Source organism: Streptomyces sp. NPDC005485 (assembly GCF_040606085.1).
In the GTDB taxonomy this organism is placed as follows: Bacteria; Actinomycetota; Actinomycetes; order Streptomycetales; family Streptomycetaceae; genus Streptomyces.
Genome location: NZ_JBEXDZ010000001.1, coordinates 52,427 through 69,388 on the forward strand (window position 1 = coordinate 52,427; position 16,962 = coordinate 69,388).

The window sequence follows — 16,962 nt, forward strand, 5'->3', positions numbered from 1 at the left end:
CCGATGACCCACTCGACTTCGACCCCCGCCACCTCTTCGGCCTCCTCCGGGGGGTCGGCGGCGTACGCGTCCGAGGTCGGCAAGTTCGCCGACCGGGACCACGCCGCTCCCGGCCCGCCGCGCCGCAGGTCGCCGCTGCGCCGGGTGCGCGACTGGCTGTCGGCCGTCGTGTTCACGGTCCCCGCCCTCGTCCTGTTCGGCATGCTCGTGCTGGTGCCGATGGGCTACGCGATCTACGTCAGTTTCTTCAACTGGGGCGGCTTCGGCTCGCCTTCGGACAGCATCGGCCTCGACAACTACACGCGGCTCTTCAAAGACCCCGTGTTCATGGGGGACCTGGGGCGCGGCGCGCTGCTGATCGGCTTCTCCATCATCCTGCAGCTGCCGTTCGCGCTCGCCATGGCCGTGCTGCTCAACCAGAAGCTGCGCGGCCGCGCCGTGTACCGGATGCTGTTCTTCGCCCCGTACATCCTGTCCGAGGTCATCACCGGCGTGCTGTTCAGCATGATCTTCGCGCCGGGCGCGGGGCTCGCCGACAAGGTCCTCGACAAGGTCGGTCTCGCCGGGCTGGGCGGCGACTGGTTCGCCGGTCAGCACAGCGTGATGCCCACCCTCTTCATCGTCATGACGTGGAAGTACTTCGGCTTCCACATGATGCTCTACCTGGCGGGCCTGCAGGGCATTCCGGCCGAGCTGCAGGAGGCGGCGCGCATCGACGGAGCCGGCACCTGGCAGCGCTTCTGGCACATCACGCTGCCGCTGCTCGCGCCGACCCTGCGGATCAGCGCGTTCCTCTCCGTCGTCTACTCCATCCAGCTCTTCGACCTGGTCTGGGTCATCACCACCGGCGGCCCCGACCACGCCTCCGAGACCATGGCGATCAGCATGGTCCAGTACGGCTTCAAGCGCTATCAGATGGGCTACGCCAGCGCCATCAGCGTCGTGATGTTCCTGATCAGCCTGGTCTTCGCCCTCGCCTACCAGCGTTTCGTGCTGCGCCGGGACACCGAAGGAGCCATCACCACCATGCGAGGAAAACGATGAGCGCCACGACGGAGATACGGAAGAGCGCGCGGCGGCGCCGGCGGCTGCGCAGCCTGCCCGTCTACGTGACCCTGTGGGTGGTCGGCGTCTTCATGGTCACCCCTCTCCTCTACGCCCTGATCTCCGGCTTCAAGTCCACCGACCAGCTCTCCTCCAACCCGTTCGGGCTGCCCTCGCCATGGGTGACGTCGAACTACACCTCGCTGCTCGGCTCGGGCACGTTCTGGCGGTCCATCGGCAGCAGCACGGTGATCGCGGTGGGCGCCACCCTGCTGACGGTGACGACGGCGGCCCTGGCGGCGTACGCGCTCGCCCGGTTCTCCTTCCGCGGACGGGAGTTGATGTTCACCCTGTTCACGATGGGGCTGATGTTCCCGTTCGCGGTGGCGATCCTGCCGCTGTTCATCCTGCTGCGCACCTTCGGACTGCTGGACAACCCGTGGGGCGTGATCCTGCCCGAGGCGGCCTTCGGACTGCCGGTGACGATCATCATCCTGCGCGGTTTCTTCCGGGAGATCCCGGGGGAGCTGGAGGAGGCGGCGACCCTCGACGGCTGCACCCGCTTCGAGTTCTTCTGGCGGATCCTGCTGCCGCTGGCCCGGCCCGCGCTCGGCACCGTCTCCGTCCTCGCCATCGTGAGCAGCTGGAACCAGTTCCTGCTGCCGCTGCTCGTCTTCAGCGAGCCCACCTGGTGGACGATCCCGGTCGGCATCCAGCAGTTCCAGGGCCAGTACGCCTCCGACGTGGCCCGCATCTTCGCCTACCTGGTGCTCGCCATGGTGCCCGCCCTCGCCTTCTACGCGGTCGCCGAGCGGCAGTTGATCGGCGGCATCACACTCGGCGCGACCAAGGGCTGACGGCCGATCCCCCCGTATCTGTGAGGAGTTACATGATCCACCCCTGGCAGGACCCCGCTCTGCCCGCCGCCGCCCGCGCCGCCGACCTGCTCGCCCGTATGACCACCCAGGAGAAGATCGCCCAGCTCTACAGCGTGTGGCCCGGCTCGAACGAGACGCCGGGCGGGGACATGGCGCCGCTGCAGCACGCCCTGTCCGAGGAGATCGACCTGGCGGAGCTTCTGCCGCACGGGCTGGGCCAGTTGACCCGCCCCTTCGGCACCTCGCCCGTCGACCCGGCGGAGGGCACGGCCCGGCTCGCCTCCCTCCAGGAACGCATCCGCTCCGCGAACCGCTTCGGGCTGCCCGCCCTCGCGCACGAGGAGTGCCTCACCGGGTTCACCGCCTGGCAGGCGACGATCTTCCCGACCCCGCTCGCCTGGGGTGCGAGCTTCGACCCCGCCCTGGTGAAGGAGATGGCGTCGTCGATCGGCGCCGTCATGCGGTCCGTAGGCATCCACCAGGGTCTGGCCCCCGTCCTCGACGTCGTACGGGACCCGCGCTGGGGCCGCACCGAGGAGTCGATCGGCGAGGACCCGCACCTCGTGGCGACCGTCGGCACCGCCTACGTCCAGGGCCTGGAGTCGGCGGGCATCGTCGCCACGCTCAAGCACTTCGCCGGGTACTCGGCCTCGCGCGGCGCCCGCAACCACGCGCCCGCGTCGATCGGCCCGCGCGAGCTGGCGGACGTCATCCTGCCGCCGTTCGAGATGGCCCTGCGGGAGGGCGGCGCGCGGTCGGTGATGGCCGCGTACAACGACGTCGACGGGCTGCCCGCCCATGCGCACCACCGATTGCTCACCCAACTGCTGCGCGAGGAATGGCAGTTCACCGGCACGGTCGTCGCCGACTACTTCGGGGTGACCCTCCTGGAGTCGGCGCACGGGCTCACCGACTCCCCTGCGGGGGCGGCGGCACTCGCGCTCGCGGCGGGCGTGGACGTGGAGCTGCCTGCCGTGCGGTGCTATGGATCGGGACCGCTCGACGAGGAGCTGGTGGACCGGGCCGCGCTGCGCGTACTGACGCAGAAGTGCGAACTGGGGCTGCTGGACCCCGACTGGGCGCCCCCGGCCGCCGGGGGGACGGTCGACTTCGATCCGCCCCACATGCGGGACCTGGCACGGCAGTTGGCACAGGAGTCGGTCGTGCTGCTGGCCAACGGCGACGGCACACTGCCGCTCGCGCCCGGGGTGCGGCGGATCGCCGTCCTCGGTCCGCTCGCCGACGACCCGGCGGCCATGCTCGGCTGCTACACCTTCCCCCGCCATGTCCTCCTCGACCACCCCGACGTCCCGATGGGCGTCGCCGTACCGACCCTGCTCGACGCGCTGCGCGCGGAGCTGCCGGACGCCGAGATCGGGGACGACCCGGCGGCCGCCGACGTGTGCGTGGTCGCGGTCGGCGACCGGTCCGGACTGTTCGGGCGCGGCACCTCGGGCGAGGGATGCGACGCCGCGGACCTCGAACTGCCTGAAGGACAGGCCGAGTTGGTGGACCGGGCGGTGGCCTCCGGGACGCCCGTCGTGCTGGTGGTGTTCTCCGGGCGGCCGTACGCGCTCGGGCGCTGGGCGGACCGGGCCGCGGCGGTGGTGCAGGCGTTCTTCCCCGGCCAGGACGGCGGCCCCGCGGTCGCGGGCATCCTGTCCGGGCGGGTCAACCCGTCGGGGCGGCTCCCGGTGAGCGTGCCGCGCGAGCCCGCCGGACAGCCGTACACCTATCTCGCCCCGCCGCTCGGACAGGTCAGCGGGGCGAGCAACCTCGACCCGACGCCGCTGTTCCCCTTCGGGCACGGGCTGTCCTACTCGACGTACGACTGGACGGCGGCGTCCGTCGACGCCGAGTCCTTCCCGACGGACGGCGAGACGGCCCTGCGGGTCACGGTCCGCAACACCGGCGAGCGGGCCGGCACGGAGGTCGTCCAGCTGTATCTGCACGACCCGGTCGGCAAGGTGGCGCGACCGGTGGTCCGCCTGGTCGGGTACGCACGGGTGCCCCTCGAAGCGGGTGCTTCGGCGGAGGTCCACTTCACGTTTCCCGCGGACCTGGCCGCCTACACCGGCCCGGACGGCGACCGGATCGTCGAACCCGGCGCGCTGGAACTGCGGCTCGCGTCCTCCAGCGCCGGGACCGACGTTCGCCACGTGGTGCCGGTGACGCTGACGGGGGCGGAGCGAGTGGTGGGAGCGGAGCGGCGGATGCGGTGCGAGGTGCGGGTGAAGTGAGGTGATGTGAGGGCTGCCGGGGGCGCCTTCTGCTGGCTTCGCGGTGGGTGCCCCTGGTCGCCGTACGAATGTTTCCGGACGATCTCCGAATGTTCCGGGAAATCCCGGCGTCGGAGAGGATCCGTCATGACCTTGCCCAGGGATACGATCCCGTTCATGAAACCTGCGAAGCCCGTGGAGTCCCGGTCGGCGGCGAGGTCCACGCAGACGGCGACGCTCGCCGAGATCGCCCGTGAGGCCGGGGTGTCCGCACCGACGGTTTCGAAGGTGCTCAACGGCCGCGCCGACGTCGCGCCGGGGACCCGCACGCGCGTGGAGGAGCTGCTGCGCGCGTACGGCTACCGGCGGCGCCGGGCCGAGGCCGCCCGCTCGCCGCTCATCGACGTCGTCTTCCACGAGTTGGAGAGCGCGTGGGCGATGGAGGTCATCCGGGGCGTCGAGAACGTCGCGCGCGACGAGGGGCTCAGTGTCGTCCTCTCGGAGAGCGCCGGCCGCCTCACCCCGGGCCGTACCTGGGCCGACCAGGTCGCCGCCCGCCGCCCGCACGGCGTGGTGCTGGTGCTCAGCGGCCTCGACGAGTCCCAGCGGGCGCTGCTGACCAGCCGCTCCATCCCGTTCGTGGTGGTGGACCCGGCCGGCGACCCGGGCGCCGACGTGCCTTCGGTCGGCGCCACCAACTGGCACGGCGGGCTGTCCGCCACGCGCCACCTCGTCGAGCTGGGCCACACCCGGATCGGCGCGATCAGCGGGCCCTCGCGGATCATGTGCAGCCGCGCCCGCGTCGACGGCTACCGCGCCGCGCTGGAGACGGCGGGACTGTCGGTCGACCCCGAACTGATCCGGCAGGGCAGCTTCCACCACGACATGGGCTACCGCGAGGGGCTGGAGCTGCTGCGGCTGCCCGACCGTCCCACCGCGGTCTTCGCGGGCAACGACCTCCAGGCGCTCGGGGTGTACGAGGCCGCGCGCGAACTCGGGCTGCGCATCCCGGAGGACCTGAGCGTCGTCGGCTTCGACGACCTGCCGCTGGCCCGCTGGGTGGGGCCGCCGCTGACGACCGTGCGGCAGCCGCTCACGGAGATGGCGGAGGCGGCGGCGAAACTGGTGCTCGAACTGGGGCGGGAGGAACGGCCGTCGGCGGGCACGCGGGTGGAGCTGGCCACCAGCCTGGTCGTGCGGAGCAGCACGGCGCCGCCTTCGGCGTAGAGCCGGCGGAGCGGTACGGGCGCCGCCGGCGCAGGTCTGGCTGATGTCCGGGACGCCGCCGGTACAGGTCTGGCTGATATCTGCGATTGCCCGCGGTGTGCGCGATGCGGCAGTGACAGATGTCTTGACGTGGGGTGGGAGCGGTCCCACACTGCTCCGAAGTCAATCGGTTGCACGACCGAAACTTTCGGAGGCACCCGCACATGAGATCCTCCTTGCGCATGCGTCTCACCGCCGTGTTCACCGGCGCCACAGCCGCGGCCGCCCTGCTCGCGGCAGGCGCGACCGCTCACGCCGCGGACATCCCACTGCGCGACCTCGCCGCCGCCAAGGGCAAGGTCATCGGCACGGCGGTCACCGGCTCCAAACTCACCGGCACCTACGGCGACATCGCCGGGGCCCAGTTCAACTCCCTGACCCCCGGCAACGCGATGAAGTGGGAGACGGTCGAGCCCAGCCGGGGCACCTTCAACTGGGCCGAGGCCGACCAGATCGTCGCCTTCGCGCAGGCCCACAACCAGCAGGTGCGCGGCCACACCCTCGTCTGGCACAGCCAGAACCCGGGCTGGCTGGCCAACGGCAGCTGGACACCCACCGAGCTGAGCGGCCTGCTCCAGAACCACATCACCACCGAAGTCACCCGCTACAAAGGCAAGCTGGCCGCCTGGGACGTGGTGAACGAGGCCTTCAACGAGGACGGCACCTACCGCTCAACGCTCTGGTACAACGGCCTCGGCTCCGACTACATCGCGCAGGCCCTGACCTGGGCCCACGCGGCCGACCCGAGCGCCAAGCTGTACATCAACGACTACAACGTCGAGGGCGTCAACGCGAAGAGCACCGCCCTCTACAACCTGGTCAAGTCCCTGAAGGCGCGCGGCGTTCCGATCGACGGCGTCGGTCTCCAGGCCCACCTGATCCTCGGCCAGGTGCCGTCCACGTTCCAGCAGAACATCCAGCGCTTCGCCGACCTCGGCGTCGACGTCGCCATCACCGAGCTGGACATCCGTATGCAACTCCCGTCCACTGACGCGAAGTTGACGCAGCAGGCGGCCGACTACAAGACGGTCATGGACGCGTGCGTGGCGGTGACCCGCTGCGTCGGTGTCACCGTGTGGGGCTTCACGGACTCCGACTCCTGGATCCCGGACGTCTTCGACGGCTACGGCGCGGCGACACCGTACGACGAGAACTACGCGCCGAAACCGGCCTACCGCGCGATCGCGACCTCGCTGGGCGGGACCTCGACTCCGCCGACGGGTGCGTGCACGGCGACGTACAGCGTGGTGAGCCAGTGGAACTCCGGGTTCACGGGCCAGGTGAGGATTGCCTGCTCCGGGGCCTCGCTGTCCTCGTGGAAGGTGGGCTGGACGTACGGCGCGGGCCAGCAGATCTCGCAGGCCTGGAACGCGACCTGCACCCAGTCGGGTGCGACGGTGAGCTGCTCGAACGCCTCGTACAACGGGACGGTCGCGGACGGCGGCTCGGTGACGTTCGGGTTCAACGCGTCGTGGAGCGGCAGCAATCCGGTACCGACGGTGACATTGGGCTGAGGCAGGCCTGTGCGTTCCTGTGACCGGCCTGAGCCGGACTGAGTCCGGCATGAGAAGTATGAGAATTTCCGAAGGAATGTCGGTCGGAGGTTCCCGGCCGTAATAATTCGGACTTACGTTCCTCGGCGTGACTGGAGAAGACGGGCGCGAGGACGACAACGTGCCGAGACGTGTGGGCCGGCGGCGGACCCTGCTGAAGGCCGCCGGCCTCACGCTGGCAGGCGTGTTCGTGCTGACCGCCGCCGGGACGGGCTGGGCCTACTGGCACCTGAACCACAACATCAAGAGCGTCGACATCAACAGTGCGCTCGGCGACGACCGCCCGGCGAAGGCGGTGACCACCCCGTCGGCGTCCGCCTCCGCCCTGCCCAGCGAGGCCCTGAACATCCTGGTCCTCGGCTCCGACTCGCGCAGCGGCAAGGAGAACGCGGCGCTCGGCGGCGGCGACAGCTCGGGCGCCCGCTCCGACACCGCGATGGTCGTCCACATCGACCGGGGCCGTACGACGGCGACCGTGGTCAGCATCCCGCGCGACACCCTGGTGACACGCCCGGCGTGCCCGACGCCCTCGGGCGGGACGACGGCGGTGGCGTACGGCGCGATGTTCAACAGCGCGTACTCGGTCGGCGGCCCGGTCTGTGCGGTGAAGACGGTGGAGTCCCTGACGGACGTCCGCATGGACCACTACATCGAGATCGACTTCTCGGGCTTCGCGAAGCTCGTGAACGCGGTGGGCGGTGTCGACGTCACCACCGACGAGGACATCGACGACGACAAGAGCCATCTCCACCTCAAGGCGGGCGACCACCACCTGAACGGCAAGCAGGCCCTCGCGCTCGCCCGCACCCGGCACGGCATAGGCGACGGCAGCGACCTCGGCCGCATCGGTCTCCAACAGAAGCTTGTCAAAGCCCTGTTGGAGCAGATCTCGACCACCGATCTGCTGGCCGGCCCCACCAAGCTGTACAAGGTCGCGGACGCCGTCACCGGCAGCCTCACGACCGACACCGGTCTCGACTCGCTCGGCGAGCTGATGAAACTGGGCCAGAGCCTGGAGGGCCTGTCCGCCGAGGACGTGAAGACGGTGACGATGCCGGTGGTCACGGCGCCCTCGGACCACAACCGGGTGGTGGCGGAGGAACCGGCGGCGAGCAAGCTGTGGAAGTCGCTGCGGTGAGGCGAGCGCGGGGGCGCGTACAACCAATGTGAGCCCCGACGGGTCTCGTGCGGTGAGTGTTTCGCCGTCACGAGAGGGTGCCCCGATGTTCTCCCTGCGTTCGTACACCCGTTGGGCGGCCCCGCTGGCGGTGGGCCTGATCGCCCTCGGCGTCGCCCCGGCGACCGCGTCCGCCACGACGGCCGCCGCCACCGCCCCCGTACGCGACGACTTCAACGGCGACGGCTACCAGGACCTCGCCGTCGGCGCGCCCGGAGCCACCGTCGGCGGCCAGAGCAAGGCAGGCTACGCGACGGTGGCGTACGGCGGCCCGCACGGCCTGTCCACCACCCGACGGACCGTCATCAGCCGTGCCACCAGCGGCATTCCGGGCGCCGCGGCGGCGGGGCAGCGCTTCGGGACGCAGTTGTCCAAGGGCGACCTGAACGGTGACGGGTACGCGGACCTGGTCGTCGGAGGGCGCGGGGGCGCGGTCATCGTCTGGGGCGGCTCGGGCGGCCTGTCGGGCGGCACGGCGATCTCCGCCTCCAGCACGCAGACCGGCGACTTCGACGGCGACGGAATGCTGGACCTGGCCCTCTTCCGCACGGCCTTCGCCACCGGCGACGACCCCGCGGGCACCACCGCCACCGTCTGGAGCGGCCCGATCAGCCGCGGTGGCGCCCCTTCCGCCACCGCCGCGCTCGACCCCGACCACCTGCAGTACGTCGACGTCTGGGACGGCACGACCGGTGACGTTGACGGCGACGGCCGCGACGACCTCGCCCTGCACGTCTACTGCGGCGACGGCAACTTCTGCACGGAGCTCTACGTCGCCACCGACTCCGGCCTGGCCTACCAGCGCTCGGCCGTCCCCGACGGCGACGGCGGCGTCGCGCTGGGCGACCTCAACGGCGACGGGTACGACGACATCGCCGTCGGGTTCACCTACGACGAGACGGTCCAGGTGGCCTACGGCTCGGCCGCCGGCGTCACCCCGCCCAGCACCTGGAAGGCCTTTACGCAGGACACCCCAGGCGTGCCGGGCACCCTGGAGACGAACGACCGCTTCGGCGCCGCCCTGGCCATCGCCGACGTCACCGGTGACCACCTCGGCGACCTGGCCGTCGGCGTCCCCGGCGAGGCACTCGGCGACCTCCACTCGGCGGGAATGGTGGAGCTCCTGCACGGCAGCCGCGCGGGCCTGACGGGCACCGGCGCCCAGGCGATCACCCAGAACACCTCCGGCGTCCCCGGCACCGCCGAGAGGGGCGACGCCTTCGGTGGCGCCGTCCAGCTCCTCGACATCAACGGCAACGGCTACGCCGACCTGGCCGCCGCGGCCCCCGGCGAGAACTCCGGCGACGGTGCGGTCTGGGAACTCCGCGGCCGCCCCACCGGGATCGTCACGGACGCCGCCCTCGTCCTCGGCGGCAAGGGCCTGGGGGCGCCGTACTCGAAGGCGGCCCTCGGGTACGAGCTGAGGTAGCACGGAGGGACGGGGAAACGCACTCCCGAAAAACTTCTCGAAGAAATACCGCCGACCGTGTCGATCCGCGAGGCTCTCGTTCGACGCAGGGATGAGAGGCGGGAAGAGCCCCCGCCCGGCAACCTGGTCGGTGGGGACGCACCCCGCCGCCGTACCGAAGGAGTCACCATGCCGCGTTACCTCTCCCTGGTCCGGATCGACGAGAACACCATGCCCGCAGAGGGCCCGAGCCCCGAGCTGATGCAGCGCATGGGGGAGCTGATCGAGGAGATCACCAAGGCGGGGGTCATGCTCGCCACCGACGGGCTCACGCCGTCCGCGCAGGGCAAGCGGGTCCACTTTCAGGGCGGAGAGATCTCCGTGACCGACGGGCCGTTCACCGAGTCCAAGGAGGTCGTCGGCGGCTACGCCCTCATGCAGTGCAAGGACATGGCCGAGGCCATCGAGTGGACCAAGCGGTTCCTGAAGGTGCACGAGGAGCACTGGACGGTCACCTGTGAGGTGCGGGAGATCGCCGAAGGCTGAGAGCCTGCGTCGCATCCCCGGCCGGGCGACCGGGGATGCGACACAGGCTCTGATTCCTCCTTGGCCCCGGGCCGCCGTGGGTGTCGAATGGTGGGTTGTGACAGAGCAGCCCACCACCGGCCCCGACAGCCGCGCCGACGAGGCCATCGAAACCGTCTTCCGTATCGAGTCCCCGCGCATCATCGCCGGCGTCGCCCGCATCGTCCGGGACATCGGCATCGCCGAGGAGCTCGCGCAGGACGCGCTGGTCGCGGCGCTGGAGCAGTGGCCCGAGGCGGGGGTCCCGGACAACCCGGGCGCCTGGCTCATGGCCACGGCCAAGCACCGCGCGATCGACCTCGTACGGCGCCGGGAGCGGTACGCGCGCAAGCTGGCGGAGGTCGGGCGGCACCTTGAGACGGTGGCTCCGCACCACCTGGACGAGCCCTCCGACCCCGACGACATCGACGACGACCTGCTCCGGCTCGTCTTCACCGCCTGCCACCCCGTGCTGTCGGCCGAGTCCCGCATCGCGCTCACCCTGCGACTGCTCGGCGGCCTCACCACACCAGAGATCGCCCGCGCCTACCTCGCCCCGGAGGCGACGGTCGCCCAGCGCATCGTGCGCGCCAAGCGGACGCTGGCGACGAAGGGGGTCGACTTCGAAGTGCCGTACGGGCCCGAGCGCGAGGCCCGGCTCGGCTCGGTCCTGGAGGTCATCTACCTCATCTTCAACGAGGGTTACGCCGCAACCGCCGGCGACGACCTGCTGCGGCCCGCCCTGTGCGAGGACGCCCTTCGACTGGCCCGCGTCCTCGCCGAGCTGATGCCGAAGGAACCCGAAGTGCACGGCCTGGTCGCACTGTTGGAGCTCCAGGAGTCGCGCGCCGCCGCTCGCACCGGGCCGAACGGCGAGCCGGTGCTGCTCCGGGACCAGAACCGCCGCCGCTGGAACCGGATGCTGATCCGCCGCGGCTTCGCCGCACTGGGCCGCGCCGACGCCGTCGCCACCGGCGGACCGGGCCCGTACGCCCTGCAGGCAGCCATCGCCGCGTGCCATGCGCAGGCGTACGCGTACGAGAACACCGACTGGCGACAGATCGCCGCCCTCTACGACCTTCTCGCCGCCCGCGCCCCGTCTCCGGTCGTGGAGCTGAACCGGGCCGTCGCCGTCTCCATGGCCGAGGGCCCGGAGCCCGCCCTCGCCCTCGTCGACGCCCTCGCCGCGGAGCCCGCCCTGCGCGACTACCACCTGCTGCCCAGCGTGCGCGGCGACCTGCTGGCCCGCCTCGGACGGACGGCGGAGGCGCGCGCCGAGTTCGAGCGGGCCGCGTCCCTCGCCCGCAACGAGCGGGAACGGGAACTGCTGCTGGCCCGGGCCCGGGAGTGCGATTCGTAACCCTGTTCCCCCACGTCTCGCGAGCCATTACAGTCACTCCAGCCGCTGTGGCATGGCTGTGGATCAACCGAGGGCTCGGGGAGAGCCGTCGATCCGGCCCGCCGGCGGCTACATCGATCTGGTTCATTGATCCGTGGGGGGTCACTCAACTTGAGCATGTTCACGCGCCGCCGTGCCGGCGCGCTCGCGACCGCGGCGGTGCTCGCCGCCGTGGGCACCCTGGCGACCGCGCCGGGCGCTGCCGCCGACGACGCCGGGCCCTGGGCGGGCACCGAGGGCAAGATCCTCACCGACGGCCCGTCGCTGATCAACCCGGCCACCGGTACGGCGACCGAAGTGCCCAACCTGGCATACGCGGACTCCGCGGCCTGGGCTCCGGACGGCAGCCGGTTCATCGCCGCGCAGAGCCAGATCGTCGGCATCAGGCCGAGCGGAGCCTCGAAGATCACCCTGCCCTGGGCCACCGGCGTCCGCGCCAGTGCCTCTTACACGGACCTGGCCTACTGGTGGGGCGGGCGCTACATCGTCTTCTCCACGGCCGGCCAGCTCGTCGTGGGCCCCTCCGACGGCTCCTGGGCGCCCCACCCGCTGCTGACGGACGCCCAGGAGCCGTCCACGGTCTGCGACAACGACCCGACCGTCAGCTCCTCGGGCAAGCTCGCCTTCGAGCGCCGCAAGAACTACGGCTGCTACGACAACGACGGCATCTGGGTCTACGACGCGACGGCGAACACCGTGAAGCGCGTCCTGACCAACGCCGAAGAGCCCGACTACTCCCCGGACGGCAACCGCCTCGCGTTCACCCGGATCGTCGACGGCTGGCGGCAGATCTTCACCGCGAACGCCGACGGCACCGGAGTGAAGCAGCTCACCACCGAAGCCCGCCACCACGGCGCCCCCTCCTGGTCGCCGACCGGCAAGCGGATCGTCTTCGACGCCGACACCTCGAACGACAGCGGCAGCGTGCACACGACGGAGTACGTCGACGTGGCCACCGGCGCGTTCACGAAGGTCGGGGGCCACCAGAGCGGCCACTTCGGCTACAACCCCTCCTGGCAGCCGCTGCGCAAGAACGGCACCGGCCGGGTCTGGGGCACCGACACCTACGACTCCAACATCGCCTCCTCGCACTGGAGTTGGAACACCGTCGGCCAGAGCCGGCCGGGCCTGCTGGACGCCAAGGCCGCGGTGCTGATCAACCGGGACGACTCGGCGTACTCGCTCACCGCGCCCGCACTGGCCGGCAAGAAGCGCGGGCCGGTGCTGATGACCCCGAAGAGCGGGCTGTCGTCGGCGGTGAAGGCCGAACTGAAGCGGACGCTGAAGCCGGGTGCGAACGTCTACCTCGTCGGCGGCACGTCCATCCTCAGCAGCACGGTCTCCTCGCAGGTGACGTCGCTCGGCTTCACCCCCAAGCGCCTTGCGGGCGTGTCCCGTTACTCGACGTCGGTCGCGGTGGCGAAGTCCATCACCAGCAGCCCGGAGTACGTGTTCCTGGCGACCGGCACCGACTACCACTCGGCCCTCGCGGCGGCCTCCGCGGCCGGCTCCGACGGCACGAGCAGCACGGCCACCGTCGTCCTCAACGACGGCAACAAGCTGACCGACTCGGTGAAGGGCTACCTCAACGGCCTGAACCCGGACAAGACCATGGTCATCCCGGTGGGCGCCTCGGCGAAGTACGCGCTGACGCACACGTACCTCTCCCACTGGCCCTCGACGTACACGTACTACCCGATCACCGCGAGCACTCACGAGGCGACCTCGGTCGCCGTCGCCAAGTTCTGGTGGACCGCGCCGAGCCAGGCCGCGCTCGCCTACACCAACACCTGGCGCGGCGGTGTCTCGGCCGGTGCGGCGATGAACGTCTACGGCCCGGTGCTGTGGACCTCGCGCGACACCTTGTCCGGCGACGCGAAGAACTACCTGCTGCGCGAGTCCGCGAGCGTGCAGTTCGTGGCCGGCTTCGGCGGTACGGGATCGATCGCGTCGGGCACGCTGGACACGGCGGGCGCCTCGATCAGTGCGAGCAGCAGCCAGTTCGTCTACCACCCCTACTACAAGGGCGTGGAGCCCGCGGACACGCGGCAGAGCACCTTCGCGCTGCGCACGAACGACGGCGCGGCGCACACGGTGGAGCGGTCCGGACCGATGGGCGCCGAGCCGAACCTGGACGCGCTCAGGACGGTCCGGCACCAGTAGCGGTTGCCGCGCCGGTAGCGGCGGACGGCTTCGCGGGTGCCCCGATCAGCATGGTCGGGGCGCCCGCGACCCGCGTCAGGAACACGGTCGCGGAGTGCGGCCCGTGCCCCTTCGGCAGTACCTTGCGCCGCAACTCCTCCGGCTCCACGGCCGACCCGCGCTTCTTCACCGTCAGCACCCCGACCCCGCGCTCCCGCAGCAGCGCCTTCAACTTCTTGACGCCGAAGGGGAGTTGATCGGTGATCTCGTACGCCGTCGCATACGCAGTCGACCGCAGTTCGTCCGCCGTGACGTAGGCGATGCTCTCGTCGACGAGCCCGCCGTCCAGTTCCTCGGCGACCTCGGCGACCAGATGAGCGCGGATGGCGGCCCCGTCGGGCTCGTACAAGTACCGCCCCACCGGCCGTACTCGAGGATCGGGCAGCCCGCGCCCGCGCAGGACGCGCGGCCCGGGAAGCAGGGTGGCCCGCACGAGCCCCGGCTCCGTGCCGAACCACAGCACGGCCTCCTTCACGTCCCCGCCGTCCGAGATCCACTCGGCCTCCGCCTCGGCGGGTACGGCCTCGTGCGGAATGCCGGGGGCGACCTTCAGCGCGGCTCTTGGTGCCTTCAGGGCCGCCTCGACCGCCCATGACAGCGGCGGCGAGTACGCCTCGGGGTCGAAGATCCGGCCTCGCCCACCGCGCCGCGCCGGGTCCACGAAGACGGCGTCGTACGACGACGTGTCCACCTCCGTCACATCCGTCTCGCGCACCTCGATCAGGTCCCCCAGCCCGAGCGCCTCGGCGTTCGCGCGCGCCACCGCCGCCGTCAGCGGGTCCCGGTCGACGGCGAGGACCCTGATCCCGGCGCGGGCCAGCGCGATCGCGTCGCCGCCGATCCCGCAGCACAGGTCCGCCACGGACCGCACGCCCAGCTCCTCGAACCGCCGGGCGCGGTACGCCGCCACGCTCGTCCGCGTCGACTGCTCGACCCCGTTCGGCGTGAAGAACATCCGCTCCGCGTCCGCGGCCCCGAACTTCGCCGCCGCCCGCTGCCGCAGCCGCGCCTGGCCGAGCGCCGCCGAGACCAGCTCGACCGGGTGCTCGCGGCGCAGCCGGGTCGCGACGGCCAGCTCCTGCGCCGGGTCGGTGCCGCGCACCTCGTCGAGGAGGGCGCGGCCCTCGGGGGTGAGCAGGGCGGCGAAGGAGAGGTCGTTCACCAGGTCATTGTGGGCCAGTCGGTGGACGGTGTGCTTCCGGCCGCGGTGTCGGGGCCCCGCGCGGGCCGTGGCCTGGGAAGATCCGGCCCCATGCGACTAGTAGGACAAAATGAAGAAAACCGCATGAAGCTCGCAGGCCGGGCGCGCCGTCCCGCGCACGCACGGCGCAGGAGACGGCCGCGCGCCCGCGCCCGCGGCGCGATCGCCGTACTCGCCGTAGCCGCCCTCGCCTCCGGCTGCGCCGAGAACGCCCCCAGCGCCCGTGTACGGCCCGCCCCCGGCCAACAGCCACTGAAGGCACCGCCCGCGCGCGCCCTGGACACGTACGCCTCCCACCTGCGCGCCGCGTACGCCGCGCGCGTGGCCGCGGCGAAGCGCTGGGGCCTGGCGAAGGTGCCGCTCGCGGCACCGGCACCCCCGGCGCACAAGCCGCTGATCAGGGCACGCAAGGGCTTCGAGGTGGACGGCCAGGAGGATCTGCCCCCGGTCTTCACCACCATCCCCACCAAGGACAGGGTCGTCTTCCTGACCATCGACGACGGCGCCGAGAAGGACCCGGCGTTCCTGCGGATGATGAGCGAGCTGCGGATCCCGTACACCGCCTTCCTCAGCGACTACCTGGTGAAGGACAACTACGGCTACTTCAAGAAGATGCGGGACCGCGGTGTCGTGCTGAACAACCACACCCTCCACCACCCGTACCTTCCCGGACTCTCCTACGAGCGTCAGAAGCACGAGATCTGCGGCATGCAGGACATCATGGCCAAGCAGTACGGAAAGCGCCCGAAGCTCTTCCGCCCGCCCTATGGCAACTACAACGAGGACACCCTGCGTGCGGCGAAGTCCTGCGGCATCAAGTACGCCCCGATCTGGGACGAGGAGGTCTACGTCGACCACTGGGAGTACCGCGAGTGGGACCAGGACCTGCACCCCGGCGACATCGTCCTCACCCACTTCCGCGGCCGGAAGGACTGGAAGGGGACCATGCCCGACATGGTCCGCCGCTTCCTGAAGAAGGTCACGGACGAGGGCTACGCGGTGGCGCGACTGGAGGACTACCTGTGAAGGACCGACCATGAGGCCGCGCGCCCTGGCCGCCGCGCTGCTCGCCCCCCTGCTGCTCGCCCCGCTGGCCGGCTGCGCCCAGTCCGTCGACCCCATCGAACGCCTGGGCAAGAAGGCCGCACAGCGGGTCCGCCCGCACGGCCCGACCGTCGCCGACTACCGCCGCCGAGGCCTGCCCGCCCCCCACGCCCCGACACGCCCCTCCTCACCCACACCGTCGCCCACGAAGGCGCCCACGAGACCGCCCACGCCGACGCTCCGGCCGCGTTAGCCCGCCAGGCGCCTGACCGGCGGGGGTTTCGGCTCGTCCGGCGTGCGAGACCGGTGGCATTTCAGCCCGTCCGGCGTTTGAGGCCGGTGGTATTTCAGCCCGTCCGGCGTTTGAGGACGAGCGCGTCAGCGCGACACGGGGGTCTGGGGGCGGAGCCCCCAGGGGCGGCCCACCCCGGCCCCGGGCGCCCAAAACCTGCCGCCGCGCCGCAGGCAATTGGCACTCCGCTTGACCGAGTGCTAATCGCGGTCATAGTCTCGGGTCTGGCACTCCCCCCTGGAGAGTGCCAATAGCGACGGGCAGATCCGGCACCCGCGACGACGGATCCACCTGGTCGCCACCTCAGACAGTTAACCCCGTGAGATCTCCGAAGGGGGAGGTCGGATCGTGACGACCACCAGCTCCAAGGTTGCCATCAAGCCGCTCGAGGACCGCATTGTGGTCCAGCCGCTCGACGCCGAGCAGACCACGGCCTCTGGCCTGGTCATTCCGGACACCGCCAAGGAGAAGCCCCAGGAGGGCGTCGTCCTGGCCGTGGGCCCGGGCCGCTTCGAGAACGGCGAGCGCCTGCCGCTCGACGTGAAGGTCGGCGACATCGTGCTGTACAGCAAGTACGGCGGCACCGAGGTGAAGTACAGCGGCGAGGAGTACCTCGTCCTCTCGGCTCGCGACGTGCTCGCGATCATCGAGAAGTAGTTCACCTTTAAGCAAATAGTGCTTTGAACTGCGCCCCTGGCCCCCGCAATCGCTGAGA

The 16,962-nt window shown here is 71.0% G+C and carries 13 protein-coding genes and 1 pseudogene; 13 read left to right on the forward strand and 1 reads right to left on the reverse strand.

What is annotated here, in order from left to right:
• Window positions 1–3 precede the first annotated feature (3 nt).
• The 10 genes from ABZS97_RS00315 to ABZS97_RS00360 all read left to right on the forward strand — a co-directional run bounded on the left by ABZS97_RS00315 (window position 4) and on the right by ABZS97_RS00360 (window position 13,671).
• Entirely contained in the window at window positions 4–1,044 is a 1,041-nt protein-coding gene (locus ABZS97_RS00315) for a sugar ABC transporter permease (protein WP_356131510.1), read from the forward strand.
• The gene (locus tag ABZS97_RS00320) at window positions 1,041–1,901 is read left to right on the forward strand and encodes a carbohydrate ABC transporter permease (RefSeq protein WP_356131513.1); all 861 of its coding nucleotides are present in this window, start codon (window positions 1,041–1,043) and stop codon (window positions 1,899–1,901) included. The genes ABZS97_RS00315 and ABZS97_RS00320 overlap by 4 nt, the downstream gene beginning before the upstream one ends.
• A gap of 32 nt (window positions 1,902–1,933) precedes the next feature.
• The gene (locus ABZS97_RS00325; protein WP_356131516.1) at window positions 1,934–4,162 is read left to right on the forward strand and encodes a glycoside hydrolase family 3 N-terminal domain-containing protein; all 2,229 of its coding nucleotides are present in this window, start codon (window positions 1,934–1,936) and stop codon (window positions 4,160–4,162) included.
• Window positions 4,163–4,318: 156 nt separating this feature from the next.
• Window positions 4,319–5,368: a LacI family DNA-binding transcriptional regulator gene (locus tag ABZS97_RS00330; RefSeq protein WP_356131519.1), complete on the forward strand. Its 1,050-nt coding sequence runs from the start codon at window positions 4,319–4,321 to the stop codon at window positions 5,366–5,368.
• Window positions 5,369–5,589: 221 nt separating this feature from the next.
• On the forward strand, window positions 5,590–6,921 hold the full coding sequence (locus ABZS97_RS00335; RefSeq protein WP_356131522.1) for an endo-1,4-beta-xylanase: 1,332 nt from the start codon (window positions 5,590–5,592) through the stop codon (window positions 6,919–6,921).
• A 190-nt stretch (window positions 6,922–7,111) separates the two neighbouring features.
• A complete protein-coding gene (locus tag ABZS97_RS00340) occupies window positions 7,112–8,098 on the forward strand; it encodes an LCP family protein (protein WP_356131956.1) in 987 nt (328 codons plus the stop codon).
• An 85-nt stretch (window positions 8,099–8,183) separates the two neighbouring features.
• A complete protein-coding gene (locus ABZS97_RS00345; protein WP_356131525.1) occupies window positions 8,184–9,566 on the forward strand; it encodes an FG-GAP and VCBS repeat-containing protein in 1,383 nt (460 codons plus the stop codon).
• A gap of 168 nt (window positions 9,567–9,734) precedes the next feature.
• Window positions 9,735–10,091, forward strand: coding sequence for a YciI family protein (locus ABZS97_RS00350; RefSeq protein WP_356131528.1), 357 nt, complete (start codon window positions 9,735–9,737; stop codon window positions 10,089–10,091).
• Window positions 10,092–10,188: 97 nt separating this feature from the next.
• Entirely contained in the window at window positions 10,189–11,469 is a 1,281-nt protein-coding gene (locus tag ABZS97_RS00355; RefSeq protein WP_356131531.1) for a sigma-70 family RNA polymerase sigma factor, read from the forward strand.
• A gap of 156 nt (window positions 11,470–11,625) precedes the next feature.
• Window positions 11,626–13,671, forward strand: a complete 2,046-nt coding sequence (locus tag ABZS97_RS00360) for a cell wall-binding repeat-containing protein (protein ID WP_356131959.1) — start codon at window positions 11,626–11,628, stop codon at window positions 13,669–13,671.
• Here ABZS97_RS00360 and ABZS97_RS00365 read toward each other — a convergent pair.
• The gene (locus ABZS97_RS00365) at window positions 13,649–14,890 is read right to left on the reverse strand and encodes a class I SAM-dependent methyltransferase (RefSeq protein ID WP_356131963.1); all 1,242 of its coding nucleotides are present in this window, start codon (window positions 14,888–14,890) and stop codon (window positions 13,649–13,651) included. The two genes, ABZS97_RS00360 and ABZS97_RS00365, sit on opposite strands and share 23 nt — an antisense overlap.
• A gap of 72 nt (window positions 14,891–14,962) precedes the next feature.
• Between ABZS97_RS00365 and ABZS97_RS00370 the strand changes: the two genes are divergently transcribed.
• From ABZS97_RS00370 to groES, 3 genes and pseudogenes are all read left to right on the forward strand, one after another.
• Entirely contained in the window at window positions 14,963–15,937 is a 975-nt protein-coding gene (locus tag ABZS97_RS00370) for a polysaccharide deacetylase family protein (protein ID WP_356131533.1), read from the forward strand.
• A 10-nt stretch (window positions 15,938–15,947) separates the two neighbouring features.
• Window positions 15,948–16,121, forward strand: a pseudogene (locus ABZS97_RS00375) (polysaccharide deacetylase); the annotation flags it as partial.
• Between the two features lie 474 nt (window positions 16,122–16,595).
• A complete protein-coding gene (groES, locus tag ABZS97_RS00380; protein WP_356131536.1) occupies window positions 16,596–16,904 on the forward strand; it encodes a co-chaperone GroES in 309 nt (102 codons plus the stop codon).
• Window positions 16,905–16,962 lie beyond the last annotated feature (58 nt).

Bases quoted from the DNA above. Each gene is read 5' to 3' on its own strand.
- ABZS97_RS00330 (WP_356131519.1), top strand. From the start codon at position 4,319: ATGAAACCTGCGAAGCCCGTGGAGTCCCGGTCGGCGGCGAGGTCCACG.
- ABZS97_RS00320 (WP_356131513.1), top strand. From the start codon at position 1,041: ATGAGCGCCACGACGGAGATACGGAAGAGCGCGCGGCGGCGCCGGCGG.
- ABZS97_RS00350 (WP_356131528.1), top strand. From the start codon at position 9,735: ATGCCGCGTTACCTCTCCCTGGTCCGGATCGACGAGAACACCATGCCC.
- ABZS97_RS00335 (WP_356131522.1), top strand. From the start codon at position 5,590: ATGCGTCTCACCGCCGTGTTCACCGGCGCCACAGCCGCGGCCGCCCTG.
- ABZS97_RS00325 (WP_356131516.1), top strand. From the start codon at position 1,934: ATGATCCACCCCTGGCAGGACCCCGCTCTGCCCGCCGCCGCCCGCGCC.
- ABZS97_RS00370 (WP_356131533.1), top strand. From the start codon at position 14,963: ATGCGACTAGTAGGACAAAATGAAGAAAACCGCATGAAGCTCGCAGGC.
- ABZS97_RS00345 (WP_356131525.1), top strand. From the start codon at position 8,184: ATGTTCTCCCTGCGTTCGTACACCCGTTGGGCGGCCCCGCTGGCGGTG.
- ABZS97_RS00315 (WP_356131510.1), top strand. From the start codon at position 4: ATGACCCACTCGACTTCGACCCCCGCCACCTCTTCGGCCTCCTCCGGG.
- ABZS97_RS00360 (WP_356131959.1), top strand. From the start codon at position 11,626: ATGTTCACGCGCCGCCGTGCCGGCGCGCTCGCGACCGCGGCGGTGCTC.